The sequence below is a fragment of the Noviherbaspirillum saxi genome, assembly GCF_003591035.1.
GTDB classification, from domain to species: domain Bacteria; phylum Pseudomonadota; class Gammaproteobacteria; order Burkholderiales; family Burkholderiaceae_D; genus Noviherbaspirillum; species Noviherbaspirillum saxi.
This window is the reverse complement of the sequence record NZ_QYUO01000002.1, coordinates 429,405-454,112: the sequence shown is the minus strand read 5'-3', so window position 1 is coordinate 454,112 and position 24,708 is coordinate 429,405. Positions and strand designations below refer to the sequence as shown.

Genomic DNA, 24,708 nt, shown 5'->3' with positions numbered 1-24,708 from the left:
AGGTACTATAGCAGCAGGATTGCTGCAGCACGGCATCTGCGCCAAATCTTTTTGTATACAATCTTTGAATACGATATTATACTTCCCATGTACCGGAATACCCTGTTCCAGGGACGGATAAAGGAAACCGCATGAAGGAGACTCCATGAACCAGGCAGGCAGCAAGGGCGCAACGATCATGCGCTGGGCCGATGAGCTGGCGGGTCACAGCGAAGCACAAGACATGCTGACCCGCACCTATCTAACCGCCGCGCACGCCGGGGCCGCCGAGCAGCTGGGCCAGTGGATGCGCGAGGCCGGGATGAGCGTGCGCCGCGACGCCGCCGGCAATGTGATCGGCCGCTATGAAGGACAAACCGCCGACGCACCGGCCCTGCTCACGGGTTCGCATTTCGATACCGTGCGCGATGCCGGCAAATACGACGGCAATCTCGGCATCCTTCTTCCGATTGCCTGCATTGCGGAATGGAACCGGCAGGGCAAGCGCTTTCCGTTCGCGATCGAAGTGATCGGTTTCGCCGAGGAAGAGGGGGTGCGCTTCAAAGCTACGCTGCTGGGCAGCCGCGCGATCGCCGGCACTTTCGATACCTCGGTGCTGGACAAGATCGATGACCAGGGAAAAAGCATGCGCCAGGTCATGCATGCAGCCGGCTTCAATCCGGAGCAGCTGGCGCGCGCCGCCTATCCGCGCGAGAACGTCCTGGCCTTTGTCGAAGTTCATATCGAACAGGGTCCGGTGCTGCTCGACGCCAACCTGCCGCTCGGCGTGGTGACCGCGATCTCCGGTGCAACGCGCTTCCAGGTCCAGGCGACCGGACTCGCCGGACACGCCGGCACGGTACCGATGACGCTGCGCCGCGATGCGGCAATGACCGCGGCGGAAATCGGCCTGTATATCGAAAAACGCTGTTCCGGTATCGCCGGCCTCGTCGGTACGGTGGGGCAACTCAACGTCCCCAACGGCGCAGCCAATGTGGTGCCGGGCAAGGCAGTGTTCACGATTGATATCCGCGCCGAAACCGACGAAGTGCGTGAAGCAGCCGTTGCGGATGTGCTTAACGCGATGCAGGAAATCGCCGCGCGCCGCAGCGTCAGCCTCGATATCAACAAAACCCATGAGGCGCGTAGCGTGCCGTGCGCCGGCTGGCTGCAGCGGCAACTGGGCGCCGCGATCGGCAATACCGACATGGCGGTGTGTCATCTGCCCTCCGGCGCCGGACATGACGCAATGGCGCTGGCTGCGATCACCGATGTCGCAATGCTGTTCGTCCGTTGCGGCAACGGCGGCATCAGCCACCATCCGGATGAAATCATGACGGTCGACGATGCGGACATCGCGGCGCAAGCGTTCGGCGATTTTGTCGAACACTTTACGCACCAGCACTGACAGAAAAGGCAATGCTTCACGTAATTCATTTATCCATCTAGCAAGCGAACAAGACGGTACACAACATGACTACAACTACTCTTATCGACGGCTTCAATCTGACCGCAGAACAGGTTGTCGCAGTGGCGCGCAACACGCAGGTGCAGGTCGGACTCGCGCAGTCCTCGCGCGATGCATTGAAGCAGAGCCGCGACTTCATCGAATCGACCTGGATGCATGACGAAGCGCCGATGATGTACAGCTTCAACACCGGCGTGGGCCTGCTGAAGGATACCCGCATCAAGGTCGAGCACATCGGCCTGTTCCAGACCCAGATGATCAAGGCGCATGCAGCCGGCATGGGCGAGCCCTTTTCCGAGGAAGTCAGCCGCGCGACCATGCTGCTGCGCGCCAATGCGTTTGCCAGCAATTATTCGGCGCCGCGCGTAGAAGTGGTCGATCGCCTGCTGGCCTTCATCAACGCTGGCATCCATCCGATCATGCCGCAGAAGGGTTCGGTCGGCGCATCGGGCGACTTGGCCCCGCTCGCTTATCTGGCGGCAGCGATAGCAGGCTTTGAAGAAGCCGAAGTGATGTACCAGGGCAAGCGCATGAGCGCACCGCAAGCAATCACCGAATCCGGCGTCGGACCGGTCGAGTTCGAGCTGAAGGCCAAGGATGCGTCGGCGCTGATCAACGGCTGTACCGTGTCGCTGGCGGTCGCCGTACTCGCCGCGCACGACGCGCGCAACCTGCTGTCGGACGCCTGCCTGTCGCTCGGCCTGACATTGGAAGCGATGCGCGCCGAAATGGCGGGCTTCGACGAGCGTATTCATCTCGCGCGTCCGCACGCAGGCCAGATCAAGACCGCGGCGATCATCCGCAATCTGCTCAAGGGCTCGACCCGCACCACGCATGAAGCGCGCGCGATCCAGTTCCCGGACGAATTGCGCCGTACCGACATCGCCTATACGCCGCGCATCCAGGATGTGTATTCGCTGCGCTGTGCGCCGCAAGTCTATGGCCCGGTATTCGATGCGCTCGACTATATCGACACCATCGTCACGCGCGAAATCAATTCAGCCACCGACAATCCGCTGATCTTTTCAAAAGACGGCGGCGGCTTCGAAATCATTTCCGGCGGAAACTTCCACGGCCAGTACCTGGCACAGGCGATGGACCTGCTCGCGATGGCAGTGACCGACCTCGGCAGCATCGTCGAGCGCCGCATTGCGCGCCTGATCGACCCGACCCTGTCGTGGGGCTTGCCGCGCAACCTGATGACCGGCATCCGCGGCGTCAACACCGGTTATCCGGTGGTGCAATGCTCGATGAGTTCACTGGTGATGGAAAACCGCACGCTCTGCATGCCGGGCAGCGTCGACAGCATCCCGTCCAAGGGCAATAGCGAAGACCATATCTCCAACTCGACCTGGTGCGCGCGCAAGGCTGCGACCGTGATCGAAAACACCCAGTACATCGTCGGCGTCGAAATGCTGCTGGCCGCGCAGGGATTGACCATGACCGAATCGCTGCTGCCCGGCTTCGTACTCGGCCAGGGTACGCAGGCCGCCTACGATGAAGTGCGGCGCCAGATTCCGGCCTGCCTCGATGGAGATCGCTGGTTCCACAATGACGTCGAGGTCGCGCGCTCGTTTGTTACCACCGGCTCGGTGCGCGCGGCGGTGGAGAAAAAGTTCGGCAAATTTGTCTGATTTTGTCTGACTAGCGTACCTGCCCTTGAGAGGCGCACCGGCAAATCACGGTGCGCCTCTTTTTTTGCAATGTGGACAAGCTCTGCGAGGCAACGTCGGTGACGAAAAACACTGTGCCATTCTTATCCGCACTTCGATCCGAACCTGCACCATGGATTGCCGCATGGGGTGTGCTCGCGCTGGCCGGCACACTGCTGCTCTGTCGCATCGAACTCAATGCAATACGGCTGGGCTTTGAAACCGACAGCCGCATTGCACATCGTCTGCTGACGCAGCGCACGGTTCAGCATGACGCAATACTGGCTACGCTGGAAGCAAGCAACGGCACCGATGCGCATGGCTGCGCCGCGTCGGCATACAAGCAAGTCGCCATCATCTACCCGCAAGTCCTGTCAGCCACCTGCAGACCTACCAGCGAACACCACCTCGACCGGCTTGCCGAATCGGAAGATCTGTCGCGCCTGCATCACCGCGCCACCGTCGACAGCCGCGATTTCGCGCAGGGCCGCTATTGGCTGGTGCTTGCCGGCGCCACGCGAACCTGGGCGCTGCACATCGATATCCGCAAAATGATCCCGCGCGGCGAATGGCCCGCTGCGCCTTTGCATATCGACCTGCATTCCGACGCGCAGACACTGGCGCTGCAGCAAACCGGCAATACCGAAGGACTCTGGAATCTGAAGTTTGAAAAACATTTGTCGTCCGACACGCAGCCCTTCGATCTGCGCATACGGCGCAGCTTGCAGTGGGGCGACCTGCCCTGGTTAAAGGCCGGAATCTGGCTGCTCATGCTGAGCGTTGCATTCATCATCGCTGCCAACGTGCGGCGGCAGGTGGTCGGACGCAGCCGCGCCGAAGGCTTGCTGCGGCTGCGCCGCGCGGAGCGGCTCAATACCATGGGCGAACTGGCAGCAGGCGTCGCACATGAACTCAACCAGCCGCTGACGGCAATCCTCGCGAATTGCCAGGCAGCACGCCGCCTGCTGGATCAGCCGCAAACCGATGCCGCCGTTTTACGCGAAGCACTCAGTCGTGCGGTGGAACAGGCGCGCCGTGCCAGCACCGTGGTCAACCGCTTTCGCACTGCGCTTGAGCATCCCAATGCGCCCGGCGAGGTGCGTCCGGTGGTGCTCGCCACGGCCGTCGATCGCGTGCTGCATTTGCTGGAGCCGGAAATCCGGCAGCGTCAGGTCACGGTAAAAAGAAGCGAAACACCACAACCGCTGCTCGTGCTCGCAGACCCGGTTGCACTCGACCAAATATTGCACAACCTGCTGCTCAATGCCCTGCAGGCGATGGAAGCGGTCGCCTCTACCTCGCGTGTTCTGCATATCGACATTGCCCGCGACGGAGCGCATGCGGTGCTCAAGGTGGCAGACTCCGGTCCCGGCATTCAGCCACATCAGCTGCCGCAGCTGTTCGATCCCTTTTTCACGACCAAGCCGGCCGGTCTGGGCCTTGGTCTTACTTTATGCGAACGCCTGATCGAGAGCATGGGCGGGCGCATCGCCGGATCCAACCGCGCGACAGGCGGTGCCGAATTTATGGTCGTTCTGGTCCACGCTGCTACGGAGGCTGCGAAATGAATACTGTCCTTCCCCTGGTCCACCTGGTCGATGACGACGACGCGGTCAGGCAAGGCCTGGCCTTGCTGCTGTCGACGGTAGGCATGCAGGTACGCACCTATGCCGACCCGGAGCAATTTCTGCGTGCATTCGACCCAGCGCAGGCGGGCATCATCCTGCTCGATGTACGCATGCCGGGCGGCAGCGGCATGGGATTGCTCGACCGGCTGGGCGCGATGAACATTTCGCAACCGGTGATCATTCTGACCGGGCACGGCACGGTCGATCTTTGCCGCCGCGCATTCAAGGCGGGCGCGACAGAGTTTTTAGAAAAACCGGTCGATGACGAAGTATTGATCGATACGCTGCAACGCGCATTGACAGAACATCTGCTGAACAAGGGCCGCAAGGAAGCCGAACGGACGGCGCGCGAACGCTATCTGCGGCTTTCCGCACGCGAACGCGAAGTGCTGGAATTGCTGGTAGCCGGCATGACCAACCGCGAGATCGGTCATGCGCTCGACCTGTCGCCGCGTACGGTGGAAGTGCATCGCGCCCATCTGGTGGAAAAGCTGGAAACGGAGACCCTGGCGCAGTTGATCCGGCAATACGCGCCGCTGGTTGATGCACCGCATGAATTGCAGTGATGCATAACATACGTAGATCTCCTTAGTGCATCGCGGAGCTTTCCGGATTGGCGCTCATGCGCGCGTTCGATAAGCTGGCGGAACGGTTCGCATGAACCGCTTGCCAACCCGATCAATGGAGAAATCGATGAATTTTGCCAGCAAGACGCTTTGCGTTGTCCTGCTTTCCGCCGCCGCAGCTACAGCTTCGGCGCAAGTCCGTACCGAGCGCAACATCAGCCTGAATCTTGCCAATCAACTCGCTGCGGCGGGCGTCGCCGCCTGTGCGGAAAAAGGCTATGCAGTCGCGGTCACCGTGGTCGATCGCAGCGGGCAGGTCAAAGCCATGCACCGCGCGGACAATGCCGGCCCGCATACACTTGGATCGAGCCAGCAAAAAGCCTTTACCTCGGCATCGGCGAAGGGCTCGACATTGGCGATGATGGAAACCGCGCAAAAGAATCCGGGCGCGGCGAACCTGGTCTACTTGCCGGGCTTTTTGCTGCTGGGCGGGGGATTGCCGGTCAAGTCGGGCGATGACGTGATCGGCGGGATCGGCATCGGCGGCGCGCCCGGCGGCCATCTCGACGATCAGTGCGCACAGGCGGCGCTGGAAAAAGTGAAGGATCAGTTGAAGTAATGGTATTAGCCAGGCGGCCGGCGCGACAAGCGCCGGCCGCATCGCTTTTTAGAACCGGTGCCGTACGCCGATACCGAAGCTGGCCGCCCGGCTCGCGCCGGTGATCTTGTCCGACATCAGCACCGTATACAGATCGGTACGTTTCGACATCAGATAGTCGTAGCCCACTGACAACGTGTCGCGCTTGATATCGCTGCCGATCAGGCTGCCGTCGCGTTTGGTGTTGGCATAGCCAAGCAATACCGAACCCTGCCCGAGCGGCGCGCTCATGCCGAGGCTGAAGGTCTTGCCTTTCATACTTAGGGCCGTGGCCGTATCGTTATCATTGACCTGGTAGGTGGCGAACAGCTTGGCGACGTTGAAGTTGTAGCTCGCGCCGGCAAAATAGGCTTTTTGCCGCGTGATCGCACGGTAATTGACCGGCGCCGCAGTCGGATCGATCAGCGCGCCGCCGGCATTCGGGTTGCTGACTTCGGCGTCGTGATAATAGGCGCTCAAGCCGAGCGGTCCCTTGGAGTACAACAGGTTCAGCGCGATGTTGTTGGTGCCGGTACGGCCGGCCACTTCGCCGAACTGGTAATGCAGGTTGGCGCGCAAGCCATTCAGGTCCGGCGTCGAGTAAATGATTTCATTGCTCCAGCCGCTGTCGGAAGCGTTTGCCGCGATCCAGCTGCGTGCGCCGAAGGCGCCGGAGGGTACATACGTGTGGACCACCAGGGGCGAGAACGTGAACGAATCGCCGAACGGATTGAACAGCACCGCAGGCAGGAAACTGGGCGCCAGTCCACGGCCAAACTGGATCTTGCCGAAGGAGCCCGACAAGCCGACATTGGCATCGCGTGAAAACAGGTTGTCGCCGCCGAAGCGTCCCGAGGTACCGGTATCGGCCTGGTAAAAGCCGTTCAGCGCGAAATCCGCTTTCAAGCCGCCGCCCAGGTCTTCGCTTCCCTTGAAGCCGAAGTAGGACGTGGTCATGCCGCCGCTGTTGACGACCGCGCGGCGTGCAGTATCGCCGCTGTTTTTCAGCGATCCGGCAAACACGTCCACCGCGCCCTGCACGGTAATGCTGGTTTGCGCGAAAGCGCCCTGCGCGGCCAGGATGGCGATGGCGGCAGCAAGTACTGGGTATTTCTTCATGATGTCTCCTCCCTAGTTAAGTGATGTATGGCGGCGCATGTTGTCCTGCGCTTTTGTTGATTGATGGACTTACTACTGCATCTCAAGTTTTCGTGTAGGGTCCCCTCCCCCTTGCAGGGGCGCCCGGCGTAGGGGGAGGGCTAGGGTAGGGGTAGAGTGGTCGAGCCAATGCAGTTAATGAAACGAGCACCCTACCCCCATCCCAACCTTCCCCCTTGCAGGGGGAAGGGGCCGTTCAGCGAAAGCTTTTAACGCAGTAGGACTAACTATCGGCCTGCCTATTGCACCGCGTCGGCGAGTCGAAAACCGCCGATACGGATGATCTGTTCTATGCATTCGCTGGCTTCGGCGCTGCGCTCGTTATCGAGACGGCGCGCAAAGTTCTGCAAAATGCTTTCGCGGTTATGGCCTTTGACGGCGATAACAAAAGGAAAGCCGAACTTGTCGTTGTAGCGCTGGTTAAGATCCTGCAGCTGCGCAAATTCTTCGGCGCTGCACTGATCCAGACCGGCGCCCTTTTGCTCGCGCGTCGATTCTTCGGTCAGTTCGCCGCGCACCGCGGCCTTGCCGGCAAGTTCCGGGTGGGCGCGGATCAGTTGCAGCCGCTCGGCTTCACTGGCACTGCGCACAGCTTCCGCCATTGCATCATGCAATTGCTGCACGCTGGCAAAAGGCCGGTTGCCCGCCGCGCGTTCGGCGACCCAAGGCGAGTGTTCAAAGATTGCGCCAAGCGCCGCAGTAAAGTCAGCGGCCGTCATGGCATTGAGGCTATCGAGAGAAAAAGTCTTGGTAGTCATGTCGGTTGATACGGGTGAGTGTTGATCCAGTGATTGGCGATATCGATGCGGCGGCAAATCCATACCTTGTCGTGCGACTGCACATAATCGAGGAAGCGCTGCAGGGCGCGGAAGCGTCCGGGACGGCCGAGCAGGCGGCAGTGCATGCCGATCGACAGCATCTTCGGCCGGTCCTGCCCTTGCGGATCGCCTTCCGCATACAGCACATCGAAGCTGTCCTTCAGGTACTGGAAGAACTGTTCGCCGGTATTGAAACCCTGCGGGGTCGCAAAACGCATATCGTTGCTATCCAGCGTGTACGGCACCACCAGATGCGGTTTGCGCTGGCCGCCCGCAATCTCCACCTCTGTCCAGAACGGCAGATCGTCGCCGTAGTAATCCGAGTCATAGGTGAAGCCGCCCTGCTCGACCACGAGCTTGCGGGTATTGGGTGAATCGCGACCGGTGTACCAGCCCAGCGGCGCGCTGCCGGTCAACTCGCGCTGGATATCGATCGCGATGCGCATATGCTCGCGCTCGGTGGCTTCATCCAGGTTCTGGTAGTGGATCCAGCGCCAGCCGTGGCTGGCAATTTCATGATCGAGTTCGACGAATGCCTGCGTCAATTCGCGATGGCGCTGCAAGGCCATCGCGACGCCGAACACAGTCAGCGGCAGCTTGCGCTGCTCGAACTCGCGCAGGATGCGCCAGACCCCGGCGCGCGAACCGTATTCATAGATCGATTCCATCGACAGGTGGCGCGCTTCGAATGCGGCCGCGCCGATGATCTCGGACAGGAATTGCTCGGACGCCTTGTCACCATGCAGCAAGCAGTTCTCGCCGCCCTCTTCGTAATTCAAGACAAACTGCACGGCGATGCGCGCCTGGCCCGGCCAGCGTGCATGGGGAAGCTGCCGGCCGTAGCCGACGAGGTCGCGTGGATATGCGTTTTCTTTCTGCATGGTGATAGGAGAAAAGTGAGTTATTCGCTACCGTGGGTGTTGGCCTTGGCTGCAGCCTCGGCCTGGTCCTGGGAAGCGATGCCATTGAAAAACAGGTTGAGCACGACCGCGACGATGGCGGCCAGCAGGATCCCGCTATGCAGCAGCGGCGACAATGCCTTCGGCATATGCTGTGCAAATTTGTCGGCCACCAGCGGCAGCATGCCGAAACCGATCGAGATCGCAACGATGAACAGGTTGTTGCGGTTGCTCTTGTAGTCGACGCTCGACAGAATGCGAATCCCGGTTGCGGCGACCATGCCGAACATCACGAGACCGGCGCCGCCGAGCACGAATGCCGGCACCGCTTCGGCTGCCTGGGCAATCTTGGGAATAACGCCCATGATGATCAGGATGATGCCGGCGGCAACGCAGACCCAGCGGCTCTTGACGCCGGTGACGCCGACCAGCCCGACGTTCTGCGAGAACGAGGTGTAGGGGAAGGTATTGAAGATGCCGCCGATGACCGTGCCCAGGCCGTCGACGCGCAGGCCGCGGCTGATGTCGTCCTTGCGGATTTCCTTGCCGGTCAGATCGCCGAGCGCGAGGAACATGCCGGTCGATTCGATCATCACCACCAGCATGACCAGCGTCATGGTCAGGATCGCGACCACATCGAAGGTCGGCATGCCGAACTGGAATGGCGTAACGAGCGCAAAGCTCTTTGCCGCCGCGACTTTCTCAAAATCGACCTTGCCCAGGAAATAGGCAAGCGTGGTACCCGCAACGATCCCGGTCAGCACCGAAATATTGGCGAGAAAGCCTTTTCCGTATTTCGCGACCAGCAGGATCACCACCAGCACGAACATGGCGATGCCAAGATTGTCGAGCGCCGCATACTGGGGATTGGGAATCATCGGTGCCGGTCCCGCGGGCAACGCGGTCCCTGCTTCCTTGGCTGCGGCAACCAGCTGGAGGAACGCCGGGTCGGGAATGGTCGCCATATTCGGCGTACCGCCCATCGCCCAGTTGACGCCGACTCGCATCAGCGAAATGCCGATTACCGCGATGATGGTCCCGGTCACGACCGGAGGGAACAACGCCAGCACGCGGCTGACAAAGGGCGCGATCAGCATGGAAATGACCCCGGCCCCGATCACCGCGCCAAATATCCCGGTAATGCCGAGTGTCGGATCGGCGGCCATTGCCAGCATGGGACTGACCGACGCAAAGGTCACGCCCATCATGACCGGCAGGCGGATTCCGAACAGCTTGCCTATGCCCAGCGATTGAATCAAGGTCACCAGGCCGCAGCAAAACAAGTCGGCGCTGATCAATGCGGCCACCTGCTCGGGCTGCAGCTTGAGCGCGCGGCCAATGATCAGCGGCACCGCGATGGCGCCGGCATACATCACCAGCACGTGTTGCAGGCCTAGCGTGGCAAGCTTGCCCGCCGGTAGCCGTTCATCGACCGCGTTGCCGTCGGCCGGAATGGAAGAGGTTGTCGAAGCCGCCGGGCCGGATGCCGCGGCAGTGTGGGATATGCTCATGTCTTCTCCAAAACTGGGATGGTGTGAATGGTGATGTTGTTATTATTGGTTTTATCGGCACCTGCCTTGTTATGCGTCCGGCTTGCCTAGGGCCGCACGCAGATCGAATCGCCTGTCGGGACGCTTGAGCATCCGGCAGGCGCATTGCTCCAGATGGCGCGCCATTTCATGTTGCGCGCCTTGCTGATCCTTTTTTTCCAGCGCATCGACGACGGCAAGATGCTCGTCGAATGAGCAGGGTTGCTGGCCGGTGGTCTCGGTCGTCGAAATCAGTAGCGTGGTCCGGGAGACCAGGCGCCGCAGCATATCGACCAGCAGCAGGTTGCCGCCGAGCTTGGCCAGCTCGATATGGAAATCGGCGGACAGCCGTATCCATAACGGGCGGTTGCCTTGCATGTAGGCATCGCGTTCATCGTCGATCATCCGGCGCAGGCGGGCGAAATCCGCTGCCGTTGCGCTCTGCGCGACCTTTTGCATGACCAGTTGCTCCAGCGTCTGGCGCAACTCGAACATATCCTGCGCTTCCTGCTCGGTGGGGCTGGCGATATAAGCGCCGCGGTTCGGTTCCAGATCGACCAGGCCATCGGCCGCCAGCTTGATCAACACCTTGCGCACGTTATGGCGTGCCAGGTCGTAGATTTCACTCAATGCCTGCTCGGTCAGCTTGGTGCCGGCGGGCAACCTGTGCTCCATGATCGCGTCATAGATCTCGAAGTACATTCGTTCTTCGGGCGCAAGGCGCGATTCTTGCGGCTGAGCTAGGGTATTTATAAGTTTGGGACGTGCAGCCATGGGTCTCTCGTGTGGCGGTAAATTGCTACGATTGATGGCAGTTTTGCTACGGTTGCCACCGGTTGCATATTGAATGTTGACGAGGATGCCAACGGCCCATAGAATTGTCAACAATTTGTTAGCGTTTTTGTTCAATCTCTCGAGCAGCTGCAGTCACCCGTCGCGGCGGCACCTCATGCTCAGCACTGGCGTCAATTCCTGTTTCGCCAGGTTTTATCCAATATATTCATGGAGTTATGATGAGTCGTCTGACTACACACGTGCTCGACACTGCGCATGGCAGGCCGGGGCAAGGTATTACGATCGATCTATTTGAAATTGTCGACAATCGTAGAAATAAATTGTTATCCAAAATTACCAATGCCGATGGCCGCTGCGACGGTCCGCTGCTGGAAGGCAATGCCTTCCGCGCCGGCGTTTATGAACTGGACTTTCATATCGGCGCCTATTTTTCCGGCCTCGGGTTGCAATTGCCCAAACCGTCTTTTCTTGATGTGGTCACGCTGCGCTTCGGCGTTGCTGACGCCACGCAGCACTATCACGTGCCGCTGGTCGCCAGCCCCTGGAGCTATTCGACTTACCGCGGCAGTTAATATCGATCCTGCGCGGAATTTGACAATCAAGAAGGAGACATACTGATGGAAGGTTATTTGCTCGACTGGGCCAACCTGTTGCTGCGCTGGCTGCATGTGATCGTGGCGATTGCGTGGATAGGCTCGTCGTTTTATTTCGTCTGGCTGGACAACAGCCTGAAGGCACCCAAGGACGCGGAATTGAAGGAAAAAGGCGTCGGCGGCGAATTGTGGGCCGTGCATGGCGGTGGCTTCTACAACCCGCAAAAATATCTGGGTGCGCCGCGCAATCTGCCGGAAGACCTGCACTGGTTTTACTGGGAATCGTATAGCACCTGGCTGTCCGGATTCGGACTGTTTTCGGTGCTTTACCTGTTCAATCCCAAGGTCTTCCTGATCGACCCGAACGTCGCCAACCTGACGCCGACCGTGGCCGTCATCCTGGCGCTGGCATTCCTGGGCGTGGGCTGGCTGGTGTACGACGTGCTTTGCCGGGCGCTGCAAAAGAAGGAAGGGCTGCTGGCGGTACTGGTGGTGGCTTATGTGATCATTGCATCGTGGGCGGCATGCAACTTGTTTTCCGGACGCGCCGCTTTCCTGATCATCGGTGCGATGATCGCCACGATCATGAGCGCCAACGTGTTTTTCTGGATCATTCCGGGACAGCGCAAGGTGGTCGCGGCGATGAAGGCCGGCCAGCCGGTCGATCCCATCCATGGTCAGCGTGCCAAGCAACGCAGCGTGCACAACACTTACTTCACGCTGCCGGTGTTGTTTACGATGTTGTCCAACCACTACAACATGACGTACAGCCATCCGCATAATTGGCTGGTGCTGGTGTTGATCATGGTGGCCGGCGTGCTGATCCGCCAGTTCTTCATCCTGCGTCACAAGAGTGTCGTCAATCTGGTTTACCCGCTGGTGGCCGTGGCGATGCTGGCCGGTGTCGTGGCATGGATTGCGCCTAGCAAACCGGCAACGAGCGGGCCTGCAGCCGCTGCCGAAACGCCGGTCGATATGGCGCAAATCAAGCCTGTGATCGACAAGCATTGCATCCAGTGTCACGCGGCCAAGCCCACGTTGATGCCGACCGCGGCCAAGGGCGTGCTGTTCGACCAGCCTGAACAGATCAAGTCGCAAGCACAACTGATCTATCAGCAAGTCGTGATGCAAAAGTCCATGCCGCTCGGGAACATAACCAACATGACCGACGAAGAACGGGCGCTGATCGGGCGCTGGTATCAAGGCGGCGCACAGTAAGTGTAAGCGCTGTGAAAAGTCGGTGACGTGAGGCGGAAATTTTCCGCCTCGATGCAGACAGGGATCTTTCGATCGGCGTTTTGCCGGTACGAGGATCCCTGTTTCTTTTTGTCGGTGCAACGGAGCGTATTCGAGCCTGCAAGCAGGGACGGCAAGTGCGTGGCACAATTCTCTTCAGACAAGCCAACGCATCAGGGGAAAGGGGAAGATACCGTGATCGCACAAGATCAATTGCTGACCCTGTCGGGACAATTCTATGAAGGCATACTCGCTCCCCAAGGTTGGCATCAAGCGATGACGCGCCTGGCCGGCATGACGGGTGCGGAAATGGTGTCGCTTCTGCTATGGGAGCGCAGCCACGACCAGATCATCGTCGGCGAAGCGGTTGGCATGCATCCATCGTTGCGGCTGGAATACGAAACCTACTACCAGTCCATCGATCCGGGCAAGGCATTCGTCGGGCGCACGCGACCCGGCGAGTGGTATCTCGATGAACGCGATTTCGCTTCACGCCTGAAAGACCATTCACCGTTCTACCAGGAGTTCCTGCGGCGTTATCGCATGTCCGGCGTAATGGCCACGCCCATCCTGCGTGACGGGACCGGTACCGATGGCTTGCTGTCGCTGGTCGGACATGGCCGGCGCAGCGATATGGAGGGCATCGCACTACAGCTGACACCGCTGCTGCCGCATCTTCAGCAGGCCGCACGACTGCGATGGAAGCTGATCGAATTGTCGAGCCGGCTTGACCTCGCATCACGCGTGCTCGACCGGGTACGTGCGCCGTTGCTGGTGATGAATGCGGCCGGCAGCGTGAAGCTGGCGAATCGGCTGGGGGAACAATGGCTGTCGGCCTCGGGACGCTTGCCGGGTCACGGCAGCGAAGACAACGATGCGAGAAGCCGCCTGCGCGGCGCGCTGCAAGCCGCGTGCGGCACCGTGAAGCCCAAGCGGGCGGCGGGCGTGCGACTGCAAACGGCGGACGGCGATTTCTGCATCGTCACGACGGTGCCGTTGCCAGCCGACGCCGAAAGCATGTTGCACAGTATCGAGCCGCTGGCGCTGGTGCTGGTGCACGATCCGGCCTGCGCTGCGGTACCGGCGAACGAACTGCTGCGCGAAATATTCCGTCTCAGCCCGGCGGAAATACGCCTGGTGCACATCCTGCTGCGCGGCTCGACCTTGAAGGAAGCTAGCGAGCAGTTGAGCATTTCATTTGAAACCGGACGCAAGCATCTTAAATCGGTCTTCGTGAAAGTCGGCGTGCACCGACAGTCGGATCTGCAAAGGGTGCTCGGCTCGCTCGATCTGGTCTGATGTGAACGGCTACGCCGGATCGCTTTTATCCGCGCGGATCGCCGGCGGGATGCGCCATCCATTTCATGCACAGCCCATGCGATCACCCTGCTTCGGGCATATATCTCAATGCCGTCCGGTCATCGGTGCCCGATCTCGCCCACTCGCTACAGCCGAGAAACCATCCGGTGCCCTGAGTATCCAGCGCCCCGGCATTGCCGCATTCAATCTGCATCAGCGCCACTCCTGAACAATTTACGATTTGACAATTTTCTGCCTTGCTCGGTCTATACTTCCAGTTGCAGTATATTTTTACCAACCTTCGCTGACGCTTACCTCAATGAAAATCAAACTGCAGATCAAGCTGCTGGTCACGGGTGCCGTGTTGCTGCTGGGCGCCTGTGCGTCGACTACGAAACCGGGCGTGGTCGGCGTCACACGCCAGCAGTTATTGCTGGTGCCGGCCGCCACGGTGGAAAGAATGGCCCTGGTCAGTTATGCGCAACAGGCGGAAAAGGCCAAGGCGCAAGGCAAGCTGATCACGTCGGGCGAGGAATACGACAGGTTGCTGCGCATTGCCAATCGCTTGAAGGCGCAGGTCGGCGTGTTCCGGGAAGATACGCGGGACTGGAAATGGCAGTTGATCCTGATCGATGCGCCGGTGCTGAATGCGACTTGCGCGCCCGGCGGCAAGATCACGTTCTACACCGGCATCGTGCGTCAGCTTAAGCTCAGCGACGATGAAATCGCCGCGATCATGGGACATGAATTCGCCCATGCGCTCAGAGAGCACGGCCGCGAGCGCGTCTCGCAGGCGGTCGCGCAAAACGCGATCACCACCGCTGCGCTGGCAGGGGCGCAGAACCGGCAGACGCAAGTCGCGCTTGCCAATCAGTTTGCGCAATACCTGTTTGTCTTGCCGAATTCGCGCCAGAACGAAAGCGAAGCAGATGGCATCGGACTGGAACTCGCTGCGCGCGCCGGTTACGATCCGCGCGCCGCCATCAGCCTGTGGCAAAAGATGGGCCGTGCTTCCGAAGGCAAGAACACCCCCGAGTTTCTGTCGACGCATCCCGCCAACACCACGCGCATCAATGAGATTTCCGCGTTGCTCCCTACCGTGCTGCCGCTGTATGACGCGGCGAAGCAGTAAGCAATGCCTGGCGCCTCCCTTGCGCGATCCCGCGACGCCTGTTTGCCTATCCGGTAGCATGGCGGATGTTGCCATTCCAGATATCAACCTTGTACACCCGGGACTTCAATGAATAATCCGCAGTTGCAACACAAGACCTTCCTGCTCTTGCTGATCGTCGTATCGATTGCATTTGGATGGATACTGCTGCCGTTTTACGGCGCCGTGTTCTGGGCAGCGGTGCTGGCCATTCTGTTTGCGCCGTTCTACAAACAGTTATTGTCCTCCATGCGCGGACGCCGCAATTTGGCGGCGCTGACCACGCTGGTACTGTGTCTGCTGATCGTCATATTTCCCTTGTCGGTCATCACTGCGTCGCTACTGCGCGAAGGAGCAGCGATATACCAGCAGATACGGTCCGGGGAACTGGATTTCGGCGCCTACTTCCAGCAAATCATGGATGCTCTGCCGCCATGGATCGTGAGCTGGCTGGAACGCCTTGGCTTGACCGATATCTTTTCCCTGCAGGACAGGCTGTCCGAAGCCGTTGCGCAAGGCAGCCAGACGATTGCGACCCAGGCATTCAGCATTGGCCAGAACACCTTCGACTTCATCGTCAGCTTCGGCATCATGCTGTATCTGTTGTTCTTCCTGCTGCGTGACGGCGTGGCGCTATCCGCACGCATCAAGCAGGCAATACCCTTGAGCTCCGAACACAAGCGCAATCTGGTCGGAAAATTCACCACCGTGATCCGGGCCACCGTCAAGGGCAACATCGCCGTGGCGGCGACACAGGGTGCGCTGGGCGGCGTGATGTTCTGGTTTCTCGGCATTCAGGGTGCGGTGCTGTGGGGCGTACTGATGGCCTTTCTGTCCTTGCTGCCGGCAGTCGGCGCCGCCTTGATCTGGGCGCCGGTGGCGATATTTTTCCTGCTGACCGGCGCAATCTGGCAAGGCGTCACGCTGATCGCCTTTGGCGTGGTGGTGATCGGGCTGGTCGATAATATCCTGCGCCCTCTTCTGGTCGGCAAGGATACGCAGATGCCCGACTATGTGGTGCTGATATCGACCCTGGGGGGCATGGCGCTGTTCGGGCTGAACGGCTTTGTGATCGGTCCGGCCATCGCCGCGCTGTTCATTGCGGCATGGGACCTGTTTTCGGCGGCCGCGGAAGAACATGTTCAGTAGGAAATTCTTGCGTCGGAGGCAACATCACATGACACGCAAAATCCTGTGATATCTACCCCTTGAAACGCATATCGGCGATCCCTATATCCGAATCAGCGGATGCTCAATGGAGGTCCGCGATTTCCATATCGCTTATTTTTCGAGGATATTTATCATGCGTACTTACGACTTTACTCCCCTGTATCGCTCGGCCATCGGCTTTGACCGTCTTGCTCAATTATTTGACGAAGCACAGCGCGCCGATGCACAGCCCAGCTACCCACCGTACAACATCGAACTTGTCGGTGAAGACAAATACCGTATCACCATGGCCGTTGCAGGTTTCGACCGGTCCGAACTGGACATCGAAAGCGAGCGCGATCAATTGAAAATTATCGGCCGCAAACAGAAGGACGATACCAAGCGCACCTTTCTGCACCGCGGTATCGCAGCACGCGATTTCGAACACCGCTTCCAACTGGCAGACCATGTGAAAGTCGTTGGTGCCAAGCTCGACAATGGCTTGCTGAATATCGAACTGGTGCGCGTGATTCCCGAAGCGCTGAAGCCGCGCAAGATCGAGATCGATGGCGAATCCGTGCAGCTGTTGCAGCGCGAAGCCGCCTGATTAACGATCCGTCGCGGTAAAACCGTAGTCCCATGAAAACCGGGAGCGATATGCTCCCGGCTTTTTTACGATTCCAGCTTTGCGTTGAGTGTGATGGTGGCATTGAGCAGCTTGGACACCGGACATCCTGCCTTCGCTTTGTTTGCCGCTTCATCGAACGCCTTTTGATCACCACCGGGAATCTTGGCGACCAGATCGAGGTGTACCGCCGAAATCGAAAAACCGCCATCGACCTTTTCGAGCGTTACCGCTGCAGTGGTGGTCAAGTTTTCGGCGACGATCCCCGCTTCGCCGAGCTGGCCCGACAAGGCCATCGTGAAACAGCCGGCATGTGCGGCGGCGATCAGCTCTTCCGGATTGGTGCCCGGGCCATCTTCAAAACGCGCCGCAAAGCCGTAGCGAGTATTCGATAGAACACCGCTTTGGGTGGATATGCTGCCCTGGCCGTCTTTCAGACCTCCGGTCCATGATGCGGACGCAGTACGCTTCATTGTTTTCTCCTTTCAAGGGTTGGCGGAAACTATGCGAGTCAGCGCATCAATCTGAACTAACCGCAATTCTTTAACGTTTCTTTCTCTTGCGCGGCGCCTTCGGCGGCACCAACATTGTTATCCAGGCATCGGTCATTTGTCGGGTCGACTGTTGAATGGCACTGTTGACCTCACGGCGCACCTGGGCAGTTGCCTGTCCCCGCGTTGCGCCCAATACCGCATTGGCGCCGCTGAGCCAAATACTCAGGTAAGGGTTTTTCTTGGTCCAGGGATTTTTCATGGCATTCTCTCGAGCTGATGTCGTTGCCGAAGCAAGCCAATTGGACAGGATCATCCGGGGAAATTGCATAGTCATGCAGCGTAATGACAGCTTGCTTGCGCGGTATCAAACCAGCTTGCCGGACAAGAATCAAGCGGGAGTAGGCGGGGCCTCGGGCAGCGTGCTCTTCGGCATGGTTGTCGCTAGGGTCGGCTTCCCTTTTTCCCGCGACCCGAAAATCATTTCCGTCATCCAACTGACCAGCAGCGCCGTGTACGCGCGCTGGGACGCTTCTTCCGACAGGCCGTGATCGGCGTCCTTGATTACGCGATAGGTCAGCGAACGCGGTTCGGCGCAGGCGTCCAGATAACTGGTGACCACAGCATGCGGAATGATCGCATCGCGCTCCGATTCGACCACCAGCACATCGCCATGAAAATTCGCGCAGGCGCGCAATGCACGGTTCTCCCCGGCCGGGATCAGGGTCTGCCGATACGTGCCCAAATCCTGGCCCTTGTGCAACTGGCGCTTGGGCATTTCCCAATTGCTATCCATGTAGAGCGCAGGCACGCGCAAGGCGAGCCACTGCACCGGCCGCATCGACGAAAGAATCGCTGCCAGGTAACCGCCGTAACTGCTGCCGACCACGGCCACGGCGGCGCGATCGACACCGCGCTGCGAGACCAGCGTATCGTAAGCAGCGAGTACGTCGTGCAGATTGTTTTCCCGCGACACCGTATCATGCTGCGGCAACGTTCCCGCATGCCCGCGCAGATCGAAGGTCAGGCAAACGCAGCCAAGCGCAGCGATTTCTCTCGCCCGTGCCAGGTATTGTTCCTGGCTGCCGCCCCAGCCGTGCACGAACAGGACGGCCGGCATTTTCGCGCCGGGAGTAACGATAGTGCCGTCAATGGTGTCGCCATCGACGGCGATTTGAATATTGTCATCATGGATGGGCATAGGCTTCCAGGGTTACATACTTGGTGATCGGTCCGACGTTGTCGTCGCTCCCCTGAAAATAGATAACTGCATCATGCGGCAGTTCAATTTGCGGACCGTAGAGCTCGACCGTGGAAGCGCGCGCGACCGACAATCCGGGATCGGCGTGAAAGGCTTCCAGGGCGGCAATTTCCGCGCCGCTTGCGCCGCCGACACGCCAGGATTGTTCCAGCACACCGGAGCGCCACTGGCCGCTTGCGTCGACTCCCTGGGCAATATCGTAATTGCAGCGCGACGCAAACATTGGCGGAAAACAAGACAGTGCGGCGGCATGGTAAGTGCGCGCCTGAGAAATCGCGGTATGCAACTCGCTATCAAGCTGTAGTTGCAGCAAGGCATCGAAGCCGCCGCGCGCGACCGTCAAGGTCGAACCGCCGTACACTTCTTCGCCCCGATTATTGGATGTCAGGCGCTGCACACCGTAGTAGGTCGCTACCATGCCGGCAACCTTGACCTGGCCGACACTTAGGGTACTAACTTCCGACAGATTGCATTCCAGAACAACGCCACCGCGCAGCAGATCTTCGCTTTCCAGCGAGTACAGCAAGTCATCGAGTTCATGTGCGGTACTCACAACCCATTGCCCCAGACCACCCACCCCACTCGCCTTCTTGACCCTTACCGCGCCCTGCTGCGACAGGCGGGTACCGGCATCACGTGCATCGTGCAGATTGAAAACGGAGTAACCGGGCAATACGACTTCCTGCACTTTTCTTGCCATGCTTGGCGCCCAGCCATCCGGCGCGGCCGAGTAAGGACCGGGCAGAGCATGCGTAATGGTCTTGGTGGCGACAAAGGCATGCGGGACGACACCCCCGAATAAATCTTCATCATTGCGTATGCGCAGTTCGGCTGCATAATCGAGACCGACCAGTGTGTCGCTGGGAACAAAATACAAACCATTTTCGTATTGGTAATTCGCCTCGAATTCTCCGGCGAACTCGCATCCCTTGAGAACTGCGAGCCGACGCGCAATTTCCGTGTGAGCAGCAAGTTCATGCGCGGCACATGTTCCCACAAGCTTTTCAGGAAGAATGACTACTGTCGCTGCATTGGCACAGTGTGCGTTTTCCGTATGCACCACATTCGTTCCTTCAACTGCTGCAAGCATCTTTTCCATACTGCCGCCTTTGTTCAAGGGATGATCAATAAGGAATGTGCACGAAATAATTTCCCGATTTGGTTCACGTCTGACGGGCGCGCTGCAGCGTTGCTCGGCGTCGCCATAGCTCGCTATGACTCCTTCTCGCGCCTTGCATCGCATCCCGTCGGACGCGTCCAAATCGATAACTTATTCCGTACACATTCCTAAGCGCTGCAGCCGCTTGCGATTCTGGCGATGCGGCATGCGGGCTCTGTCCAGTTTGAAGCAAGAAGCTTGCCGCCACGAAGGCCATTGCCTTTGACTTGCTAGTTCACCCTGGGCAGCGGAGATGGCGTCGTTACATGGCAGTTCCATGCAAGATACGAAGGAAATGATTCTTGTGCAATGTGACGCGAAGATGACGGCGGCGTGGTGGCGCTTACGTCGGTTTCATCCTCGGCCACCAGAATGGTCTCGACTGAGCCGAAAATCGGACCGGCTTCCGGTTTAGCGGTAAGGAAGGGCTTGAACGGACTCGAGCACACGTTGCGGCATGCCGGCGCCCGCCAACGGATCGCTTGGGTCCGAACCTCAGTTCATAGGCTTCAGGTCACCGGCCAGCGATGACAGCGCGGCCTCGACCGGCACGACCCACGCCGCTCTTCACTTCGTCGAGCACCGCCTGGATCTGTGCAAATTTGACCGGCTTGGCGAATATGCGGTCGAACCCTGCCGCGAGCGCCTGTTCATGGGTCTCGGGCGCATCGTAGCCCGTTACCGCAATCAGCCAAGTCCGGTCGAATTCCGCAAGCGACCGGATTTCTCGCGCGACGTCAAAACCGTTTTTCTCACCCGGCATGGTAAGGTCGCAAAAAATAAGATTGGGCGGATTTTCAAATGCGGCGCGCAACCCGGTATTGGCGTTCCATTCGATCTGAACGGTACAACCGAGCACTTCCAGCAGATCACCGAACAGTCTGGCAAGGTCGCAGTTATCTTCGACAATCAGGGCATGCAAGGGGGAAGTATCTGTAATAGCCATATGGATGAGCAGTATGCCGCTTGCCCGAATGAGAGTAGTGCACGTTGATCCATGTTAAATCATTCAATTGAATCGGGTTTGCTATAGATTAAGAGCGTCTATCAAAATGGGAGCAAGCCGCCCAATGCAGGACGCGGCGTTTTGATTCGATAGAGATGTTCTAGGTTTGGCCGCGCAATTGCAGGCATGGCTTGTTATTTCGGCATGCCAAATGATTCCATGCTTGATCGCTTGCGATAGTTTGGACTCCGTCCCGCATCAATGTCCGAAGGCTTTCGTTTAATATACGAAGCCCTGCGCATGGATATCCCGTCGCGCCGACATGACACCTTGCTGCTGCATTCGCCCCTATGAACGACCCGATCGTATTTTCCATTTTCTCAACCACGCCGCTTGAACTGGTGTCGTTCATGCTTGCAGTCGCGACCGTGGTGCTGGGCATTCGCCAGATTCATTGGGCCTGGCTGTTTGCCATTGCATCTTCGGCAAGCTATGCGGTCGTTTTCTTTCAAGCCCGCCTGTATGGCGACATGGGCCTGCAGTGGGTATTCATTGCCACATCGATGTGGGGTTGGTATCAGTGGCTCGGTGTTCGCGGCGCCGCCGGCGGCTTGCGCGTATCCCGCCTGTCGGCAGCAGGTCGCTACTGGGCGGCGGGCGGCTGGATTGCCGGATTTATTTTGATCGCCCTCTTCCTCAAGTCCTACACCGATACCGACGTTCCCTATATCGACGGGTTCCTGACGGCGGGCAGCCTGGTCGGACAACTGTTGCTGGCGCGGAAAAAGCTGGAAAACTGGCATGTCTGGATAGCGGTGGATGCGCTGTATGTCGGTCTGTATGTCTACAAAAACCTGATCCTGACGGCGGTGCTGTATGCCTTGTTCATCTTGCTGGCAACGATAGGCTTGCGTACCTGGAGAACGATAGTCGCAGGCAGCGGAGCCAATGCATGAATGCGATGCAAAAACCGTGGCGCATTGCCATTCTTGGTGCCGAATCCACCGGCAAGTCCACGCTGGCCGAGGCGCTGGCAACGCATTTCCGCACGCTCTGGGTACCCGAATACCTGCGCGAGTTTGTTGAGCTGCATGGGCGCACTCCATACGAAGAAGAACAACTTGTGATCGCCCGTGTGCAGACTGAGCGCGAAGACGCGGCGGCACTGTCGGCTTCGCGCTTTCTGTTTTGCGATACCACGCCTTTGATGACCAGCCTGTACAGCCGGTTTTATTGGGGCCGTGTCGAGCCGCGGCTGGAACGGATGGCAGCGGACCGGCATTATGATCTTACGTTGGTGACTGCGCCGGATGCGCCATGGGTGGCAGATGGCTTGCAACGTGAATCGGAAGCAGTGCGGCAGCAAATCCATACGCAGCTGCTCGCGAAGCTGGCTGCGCTGAATCTGCCGTACTCATTGGTGAGCGGCACTGAGCCGATGCGGCTGCAGCAAGTCGAGAGCCTGCTGCAGCGTCTGACGCCTGCTTAAAAGTCGAACTGGGCAGACAGCTTGAAGGTGCGGGGAGCGCCCGGAAACAGGTATCCACCCAGGGCTTGGGTGACATCGCGCCAGTAGAACTTGTCGGTCACGTTATCAATGCCGAAGCGCAACGTCGTCGCCGTGCCGCCCACGCGCGTCGCATAGCGCGCTCCGAGGTTGAACAAATGATAGCCGGGGACCGTCACGCTGTTATCGGGATTGAATGCCTTGCTGCCCGCGTAATGCCAGCTGCCATTGAGCATCAACCCCGGCACGGCCGCCAGTGCATAGTCCGCATACACAACCGACTTGAGATTGGGAACATTGGTGACACGCTTGCCATCGAGCGTGGCGGTGCCGGTATTTTGCTGGCGGGTATGCAAGGCGGCGATGCTGGCACCGAGCATCAGATTGCGCGTGGCCTGTCCCTGCAGCGACCACTCGATGCCCTGATGTTCTGCATTGCCGTTACGCACATAGGTAAATCCCGCATCGGTGTACTCCAGCGGTTTGCGGATACGGAACAGTGCGGCAGACATTTGCCAGCCATTGCCGAGAGAAGTCTTGGTACCGAGTTCAAGCTGATACGACTTGCTCGGATCCAGCGCCACATTGGCATTAGTCGTCAATAGTGGTGCAATGCCGCCATGTTCCAAGCCTTGCGCATACGATCCGTACATGGTCCAGCTCGCCTGCGGATTGAACACCAGTGCAAGATTGGGCAAGGTATAACCGCGCTCATGCGCACTGTTGAGGGTGCCAGTCGCATCATACTGATCGCGTTCGATACGCGTGTGACGCACGCCGGCATGCAGCTTGAACTGCGGCGAGAGCGCGATCACATCACGCACGAACAACGAATGCTCGCGCCCGCTGCGACGCAAGCGTATCGGGCCGGTGGTGATGGTCGATGCGGGCACGACGACCGGTGAAAAAATATTGCTGGTGCCATTCGCTGCGGAGCCGAGGCAGTCGAGGGTGCCGTACACGCAGTCGCCGAAGTCGTCGCGGCGACGCAGTGTCGAGACGCCTGCTGCCAGTTCGTGCTGCAGCGCGCCGGTCGCGAATCTTCCTTGCACAATGGCTTGCGACGCGAGCAAGGACTTGCGTTCGTTTTCGCTCTGGTAGTCGTACACATCATAGTCGCCATTGGCGCAGAAGCCCGGAAATAGTCCGCTCGCTGCACAGCCAAACGGGAATGCGGCAAAGTCGTCGCGCCGAAAACCGTGACGGTTGACGGCCACCACCGTGGTCCAGTCGGGCGTGATCTGGTATTCGAATCGCAGCCCGAGATTGGTGCTGTCGGTTTCAACCGGCCGGCTCCATGGCTGGTTGTTCAGCATGGTGCGCGCCGAGATTCCCGTCGGCAGGTCGGTACCATTGATCAGTTGAAAACCGGGGGCGCTTAGCTGCGACTTGTGCTGGTAATCGAAATCGAGTTGCAGCAATGCCTGCGGCGTCAGTCGCCAGTCGAATGCGCCGCTCACGAACTGACGTTCACCGTCGGCGCCGCGCACATAGGAACGCAGCTTTTCGGCGGCTGCATTGATGCGGTAGCCGAAGCGCTTGTCGTCGGAACGACCGCCCAGGTCGAGCGCGCCGTACAGCGTGCCGCGCTCGCGCGCTTCCAGCGTCACCGACCACAGCGTCTCGTTGGTGGGGCGCTTGGTGACATAGTTAAGTATGCCGCCCGGCGTCGCGATCCCGGCCTGCAAGCCGGCCAAGCCTTTCAATATTTCAATGCGCTCCTTGTTCTCGAGCGGGATGGCGGCATCGGCAGCGATTTCCAGGCTGTCTTTGCGATAGCTCGCCGCATTATCGAGAGTAAAGCCGCGGATGGAAAACTGCTCCGCATAGCCGATCGCGTTATAGGCGTCGTTGACGCTGGCATCGAACCGGGTCAGATCGGTGGTCTGGCGTATGGCCTGATCCTGCATTTGCTGGCGCGTGATCACGGTGATCGAAGCGGGCGTCTGCTGCAAGGGTATCTGGCCGAAACTGCCGAATGTCGGGGCTTCGGCGTCGTCGGCGGCAATGCGCGGCGCCGAAACGGAAACGGCAGGCAAAACGGTATCGGACTGCGCCTGTGCGGCGACGGGCAAAACCAATGCCTGTGCAGCGGAAAATGCAAGAAGAAAACGGGTTTTCGGTAGCGGCATGATGGGCTCGGTCACGTAAATGCAGTGCCAG

At 59.3% G+C, this 24,708-nt stretch carries 24 protein-coding genes; 13 read left to right on the top strand and 11 right to left on the bottom strand.

What is annotated here, in order from left to right; genetic code table 11:
- Nucleotides 1-145: 145 nt before the first annotated feature.
- The 5 genes from D3871_RS17965 to D3871_RS17945 all read left to right on the top strand — a co-directional run bounded on the left by D3871_RS17965 (nt 146) and on the right by D3871_RS17945 (nt 5,912).
- On the top strand, nt 146-1,387 hold the full coding sequence (locus D3871_RS17965) for an allantoate amidohydrolase (protein ID WP_119770467.1): 1,242 nt from the start codon (nt 146-148) through the stop codon (nt 1,385-1,387).
- Between the two features lie 65 nt (nt 1,388-1,452).
- On the top strand, nt 1,453-3,081 hold the full coding sequence (locus D3871_RS17960) for an HAL/PAL/TAL family ammonia-lyase (RefSeq protein ID WP_119770466.1): 1,629 nt from the start codon (nt 1,453-1,455) through the stop codon (nt 3,079-3,081).
- A gap of 98 nt (nt 3,082-3,179) precedes the next feature.
- Complete coding sequence (locus D3871_RS17955) at nt 3,180-4,667, top strand: sensor histidine kinase (RefSeq protein ID WP_147376844.1); 1,488 nt, start codon at nt 3,180-3,182, stop codon at nt 4,665-4,667.
- Nucleotides 4,664-5,293 carry a response regulator transcription factor gene (locus tag D3871_RS17950; RefSeq protein WP_119770464.1) on the top strand — a complete coding sequence of 210 codons (630 nt, stop codon included), beginning with the start codon at nt 4,664-4,666 and terminating at the stop codon, nt 5,291-5,293. Before D3871_RS17955 ends, D3871_RS17950 begins: the two co-directional genes overlap by 4 nt.
- Before the next feature lie 127 nt (nt 5,294-5,420).
- A complete protein-coding gene (locus tag D3871_RS17945; RefSeq protein ID WP_199724834.1) occupies nt 5,421-5,912 on the top strand; it encodes a GlcG/HbpS family heme-binding protein in 492 nt (163 codons plus the stop codon).
- Nucleotides 5,913-5,960: 48 nt separating this feature from the next.
- Here the strand turns inward: D3871_RS17945 and D3871_RS17940 are convergent, their stop codons facing one another.
- The 5 genes from D3871_RS17940 to D3871_RS17920 all read right to left on the bottom strand — a co-directional run bounded on the left by D3871_RS17940 (nt 5,961) and on the right by D3871_RS17920 (nt 11,108).
- On the bottom strand, nt 5,961-7,049 hold the full coding sequence (locus D3871_RS17940) for a porin (RefSeq protein ID WP_119770462.1): 1,089 nt from the start codon (nt 7,047-7,049) through the stop codon (nt 5,961-5,963).
- Between the two features lie 278 nt (nt 7,050-7,327).
- Nucleotides 7,328-7,846: a 2-oxo-4-hydroxy-4-carboxy-5-ureidoimidazoline decarboxylase gene (uraD, locus tag D3871_RS17935; protein WP_119770461.1), complete on the bottom strand. Its 519-nt coding sequence runs from the start codon at nt 7,844-7,846 to the stop codon at nt 7,328-7,330.
- Entirely contained in the window at nt 7,843-8,787 is a 945-nt protein-coding gene (gene puuE / locus D3871_RS17930; RefSeq protein ID WP_119770460.1) for an allantoinase PuuE, read from the bottom strand. Before puuE ends, uraD begins: the two co-directional genes overlap by 4 nt.
- A 20-nt stretch (nt 8,788-8,807) precedes the next feature.
- Nucleotides 8,808-10,316 (bottom strand): nucleobase:cation symporter-2 family protein, encoded by a 1,509-nt coding sequence (locus D3871_RS17925; protein WP_119770459.1) that lies wholly within the window; start codon nt 10,314-10,316, stop codon nt 8,808-8,810.
- A 69-nt stretch (nt 10,317-10,385) separates the two neighbouring features.
- Complete coding sequence (locus D3871_RS17920) at nt 10,386-11,108, bottom strand: GntR family transcriptional regulator (protein ID WP_119770458.1); 723 nt, start codon at nt 11,106-11,108, stop codon at nt 10,386-10,388.
- Nucleotides 11,109-11,347: 239 nt separating this feature from the next.
- Here D3871_RS17920 and uraH point away from each other — a divergent pair, with 239 nt between their 5' ends.
- The 6 genes from uraH (at nt 11,348) to D3871_RS17890 (ending at nt 17,163) form a co-directional block, all read left to right on the top strand.
- Entirely contained in the window at nt 11,348-11,701 is a 354-nt protein-coding gene (gene uraH, locus D3871_RS17915; protein ID WP_119770457.1) for a hydroxyisourate hydrolase, read from the top strand.
- A gap of 45 nt (nt 11,702-11,746) precedes the next feature.
- A complete protein-coding gene (locus D3871_RS17910; protein WP_119770456.1) occupies nt 11,747-12,940 on the top strand; it encodes a urate hydroxylase PuuD in 1,194 nt (397 codons plus the stop codon).
- Between the two features lie 213 nt (nt 12,941-13,153).
- Nucleotides 13,154-14,257: a helix-turn-helix transcriptional regulator gene (locus tag D3871_RS17905; RefSeq protein WP_147376843.1), complete on the top strand. Its 1,104-nt coding sequence runs from the start codon at nt 13,154-13,156 to the stop codon at nt 14,255-14,257.
- A 319-nt stretch (nt 14,258-14,576) separates the two neighbouring features.
- Entirely contained in the window at nt 14,577-15,389 is an 813-nt protein-coding gene (locus D3871_RS17900; protein WP_119770454.1) for a M48 family metallopeptidase, read from the top strand.
- Between the two features lie 108 nt (nt 15,390-15,497).
- Nucleotides 15,498-16,556 carry an AI-2E family transporter gene (locus D3871_RS17895; RefSeq protein ID WP_119770453.1) on the top strand — a complete coding sequence of 353 codons (1,059 nt, stop codon included), beginning with the start codon at nt 15,498-15,500 and terminating at the stop codon, nt 16,554-16,556.
- Between the two features lie 154 nt (nt 16,557-16,710).
- Complete coding sequence (locus D3871_RS17890; RefSeq protein ID WP_119771423.1) at nt 16,711-17,163, top strand: Hsp20 family protein; 453 nt, start codon at nt 16,711-16,713, stop codon at nt 17,161-17,163.
- Nucleotides 17,164-17,228: 65 nt separating this feature from the next.
- Here D3871_RS17890 and D3871_RS17885 read toward each other — a convergent pair whose 3' ends face one another.
- The 5 genes from D3871_RS17885 to D3871_RS17865 all read right to left on the bottom strand — a co-directional run bounded on the left by D3871_RS17885 (nt 17,229) and on the right by D3871_RS17865 (nt 21,038).
- Complete coding sequence (locus D3871_RS17885; protein WP_119770452.1) at nt 17,229-17,654, bottom strand: OsmC family protein; 426 nt, start codon at nt 17,652-17,654, stop codon at nt 17,229-17,231.
- A gap of 70 nt (nt 17,655-17,724) precedes the next feature.
- The gene (locus D3871_RS17880; protein WP_338016848.1) at nt 17,725-17,988 is read right to left on the bottom strand and encodes a hypothetical protein; all 264 of its coding nucleotides are present in this window, start codon (nt 17,986-17,988) and stop codon (nt 17,725-17,727) included.
- Between the two features lie 75 nt (nt 17,989-18,063).
- Nucleotides 18,064-18,873 carry an alpha/beta hydrolase family protein gene (locus tag D3871_RS17875; protein ID WP_119770451.1) on the bottom strand — a complete coding sequence of 270 codons (810 nt, stop codon included), beginning with the start codon at nt 18,871-18,873 and terminating at the stop codon, nt 18,064-18,066.
- Nucleotides 18,860-20,032, bottom strand: coding sequence for a DUF3182 family protein (locus D3871_RS17870; RefSeq protein WP_158597972.1), 1,173 nt, complete (start codon nt 20,030-20,032; stop codon nt 18,860-18,862). Before D3871_RS17870 ends, D3871_RS17875 begins: the two co-directional genes overlap by 14 nt.
- 574 nt (nt 20,033-20,606) lie before the next feature.
- Entirely contained in the window at nt 20,607-21,038 is a 432-nt protein-coding gene (locus D3871_RS17865) for a response regulator (protein ID WP_119770449.1), read from the bottom strand.
- A gap of 350 nt (nt 21,039-21,388) precedes the next feature.
- On the opposite strand from D3871_RS17865, the gene pnuC reads away from it, so the two are divergent.
- Together pnuC and D3871_RS17855 are read left to right on the top strand one after the other, a co-directional pair.
- Nucleotides 21,389-21,994 (top strand): nicotinamide riboside transporter PnuC, encoded by a 606-nt coding sequence (gene pnuC, locus D3871_RS17860; RefSeq protein WP_119770448.1) that lies wholly within the window; start codon nt 21,389-21,391, stop codon nt 21,992-21,994.
- Nucleotides 21,991-22,527, top strand: coding sequence for an AAA family ATPase (locus D3871_RS17855; protein WP_119770447.1), 537 nt, complete (start codon nt 21,991-21,993; stop codon nt 22,525-22,527). The genes pnuC and D3871_RS17855 overlap by 4 nt, the downstream gene beginning before the upstream one ends.
- On the opposite strand, the gene D3871_RS17850 is transcribed toward D3871_RS17855, so the two are convergent.
- On the bottom strand, nt 22,524-24,677 hold the full coding sequence (locus D3871_RS17850; protein WP_119771421.1) for a TonB-dependent siderophore receptor: 2,154 nt from the start codon (nt 24,675-24,677) through the stop codon (nt 22,524-22,526). The two genes, D3871_RS17855 and D3871_RS17850, sit on opposite strands and share 4 nt — an antisense overlap.
- Nucleotides 24,678-24,708 lie beyond the last annotated feature (31 nt).

What these genes read in the sequence shown, in the direction of transcription:
- D3871_RS17965 (WP_119770467.1), top strand. Translation starts at nt 146, where the DNA reads ATGAACCAGGCAGGCAGCAAGGGCGCAACGATCATGCGCTGGGCCGAT.
- D3871_RS17960 (WP_119770466.1), top strand. Translation starts at nt 1,453, where the DNA reads ATGACTACAACTACTCTTATCGACGGCTTCAATCTGACCGCAGAACAG.
- D3871_RS17950 (WP_119770464.1), top strand. Translation starts at nt 4,664, where the DNA reads ATGAATACTGTCCTTCCCCTGGTCCACCTGGTCGATGACGACGACGCG.
- D3871_RS17945 (WP_199724834.1), top strand. Translation starts at nt 5,421, where the DNA reads ATGAATTTTGCCAGCAAGACGCTTTGCGTTGTCCTGCTTTCCGCCGCC.
- D3871_RS17940 (WP_119770462.1), bottom strand. Translation starts at nt 7,049, where the DNA reads ATGAAGAAATACCCAGTACTTGCTGCCGCCATCGCCATCCTGGCCGCG.
- uraD (WP_119770461.1), bottom strand. Translation starts at nt 7,846, where the DNA reads ATGACTACCAAGACTTTTTCTCTCGATAGCCTCAATGCCATGACGGCC.
- puuE (WP_119770460.1), bottom strand. Translation starts at nt 8,787, where the DNA reads ATGCAGAAAGAAAACGCATATCCACGCGACCTCGTCGGCTACGGCCGG.
- D3871_RS17925 (WP_119770459.1), bottom strand. Translation starts at nt 10,316, where the DNA reads ATGAGCATATCCCACACTGCCGCGGCATCCGGCCCGGCGGCTTCGACA.
- D3871_RS17920 (WP_119770458.1), bottom strand. Translation starts at nt 11,108, where the DNA reads ATGGCTGCACGTCCCAAACTTATAAATACCCTAGCTCAGCCGCAAGAA.
- uraH (WP_119770457.1), top strand. Translation starts at nt 11,348, where the DNA reads ATGAGTCGTCTGACTACACACGTGCTCGACACTGCGCATGGCAGGCCG.
- D3871_RS17910 (WP_119770456.1), top strand. Translation starts at nt 11,747, where the DNA reads ATGGAAGGTTATTTGCTCGACTGGGCCAACCTGTTGCTGCGCTGGCTG.
- D3871_RS17900 (WP_119770454.1), top strand. Translation starts at nt 14,577, where the DNA reads ATGAAAATCAAACTGCAGATCAAGCTGCTGGTCACGGGTGCCGTGTTG.
- D3871_RS17895 (WP_119770453.1), top strand. Translation starts at nt 15,498, where the DNA reads ATGAATAATCCGCAGTTGCAACACAAGACCTTCCTGCTCTTGCTGATC.
- D3871_RS17890 (WP_119771423.1), top strand. Translation starts at nt 16,711, where the DNA reads ATGCGTACTTACGACTTTACTCCCCTGTATCGCTCGGCCATCGGCTTT.
- D3871_RS17885 (WP_119770452.1), bottom strand. Translation starts at nt 17,654, where the DNA reads ATGAAGCGTACTGCGTCCGCATCATGGACCGGAGGTCTGAAAGACGGC.
- D3871_RS17880 (WP_338016848.1), bottom strand. Translation starts at nt 17,988, where the DNA reads ATGATCCTGTCCAATTGGCTTGCTTCGGCAACGACATCAGCTCGAGAG.
- D3871_RS17875 (WP_119770451.1), bottom strand. Translation starts at nt 18,873, where the DNA reads ATGCCCATCCATGATGACAATATTCAAATCGCCGTCGATGGCGACACC.
- D3871_RS17870 (WP_158597972.1), bottom strand. Translation starts at nt 20,032, where the DNA reads ATGGAAAAGATGCTTGCAGCAGTTGAAGGAACGAATGTGGTGCATACG.
- D3871_RS17865 (WP_119770449.1), bottom strand. Translation starts at nt 21,038, where the DNA reads ATGGCTATTACAGATACTTCCCCCTTGCATGCCCTGATTGTCGAAGAT.
- pnuC (WP_119770448.1), top strand. Translation starts at nt 21,389, where the DNA reads ATGAACGACCCGATCGTATTTTCCATTTTCTCAACCACGCCGCTTGAA.
- D3871_RS17855 (WP_119770447.1), top strand. Translation starts at nt 21,991, where the DNA reads ATGAATGCGATGCAAAAACCGTGGCGCATTGCCATTCTTGGTGCCGAA.
- D3871_RS17850 (WP_119771421.1), bottom strand. Translation starts at nt 24,677, where the DNA reads ATGCCGCTACCGAAAACCCGTTTTCTTCTTGCATTTTCCGCTGCACAG.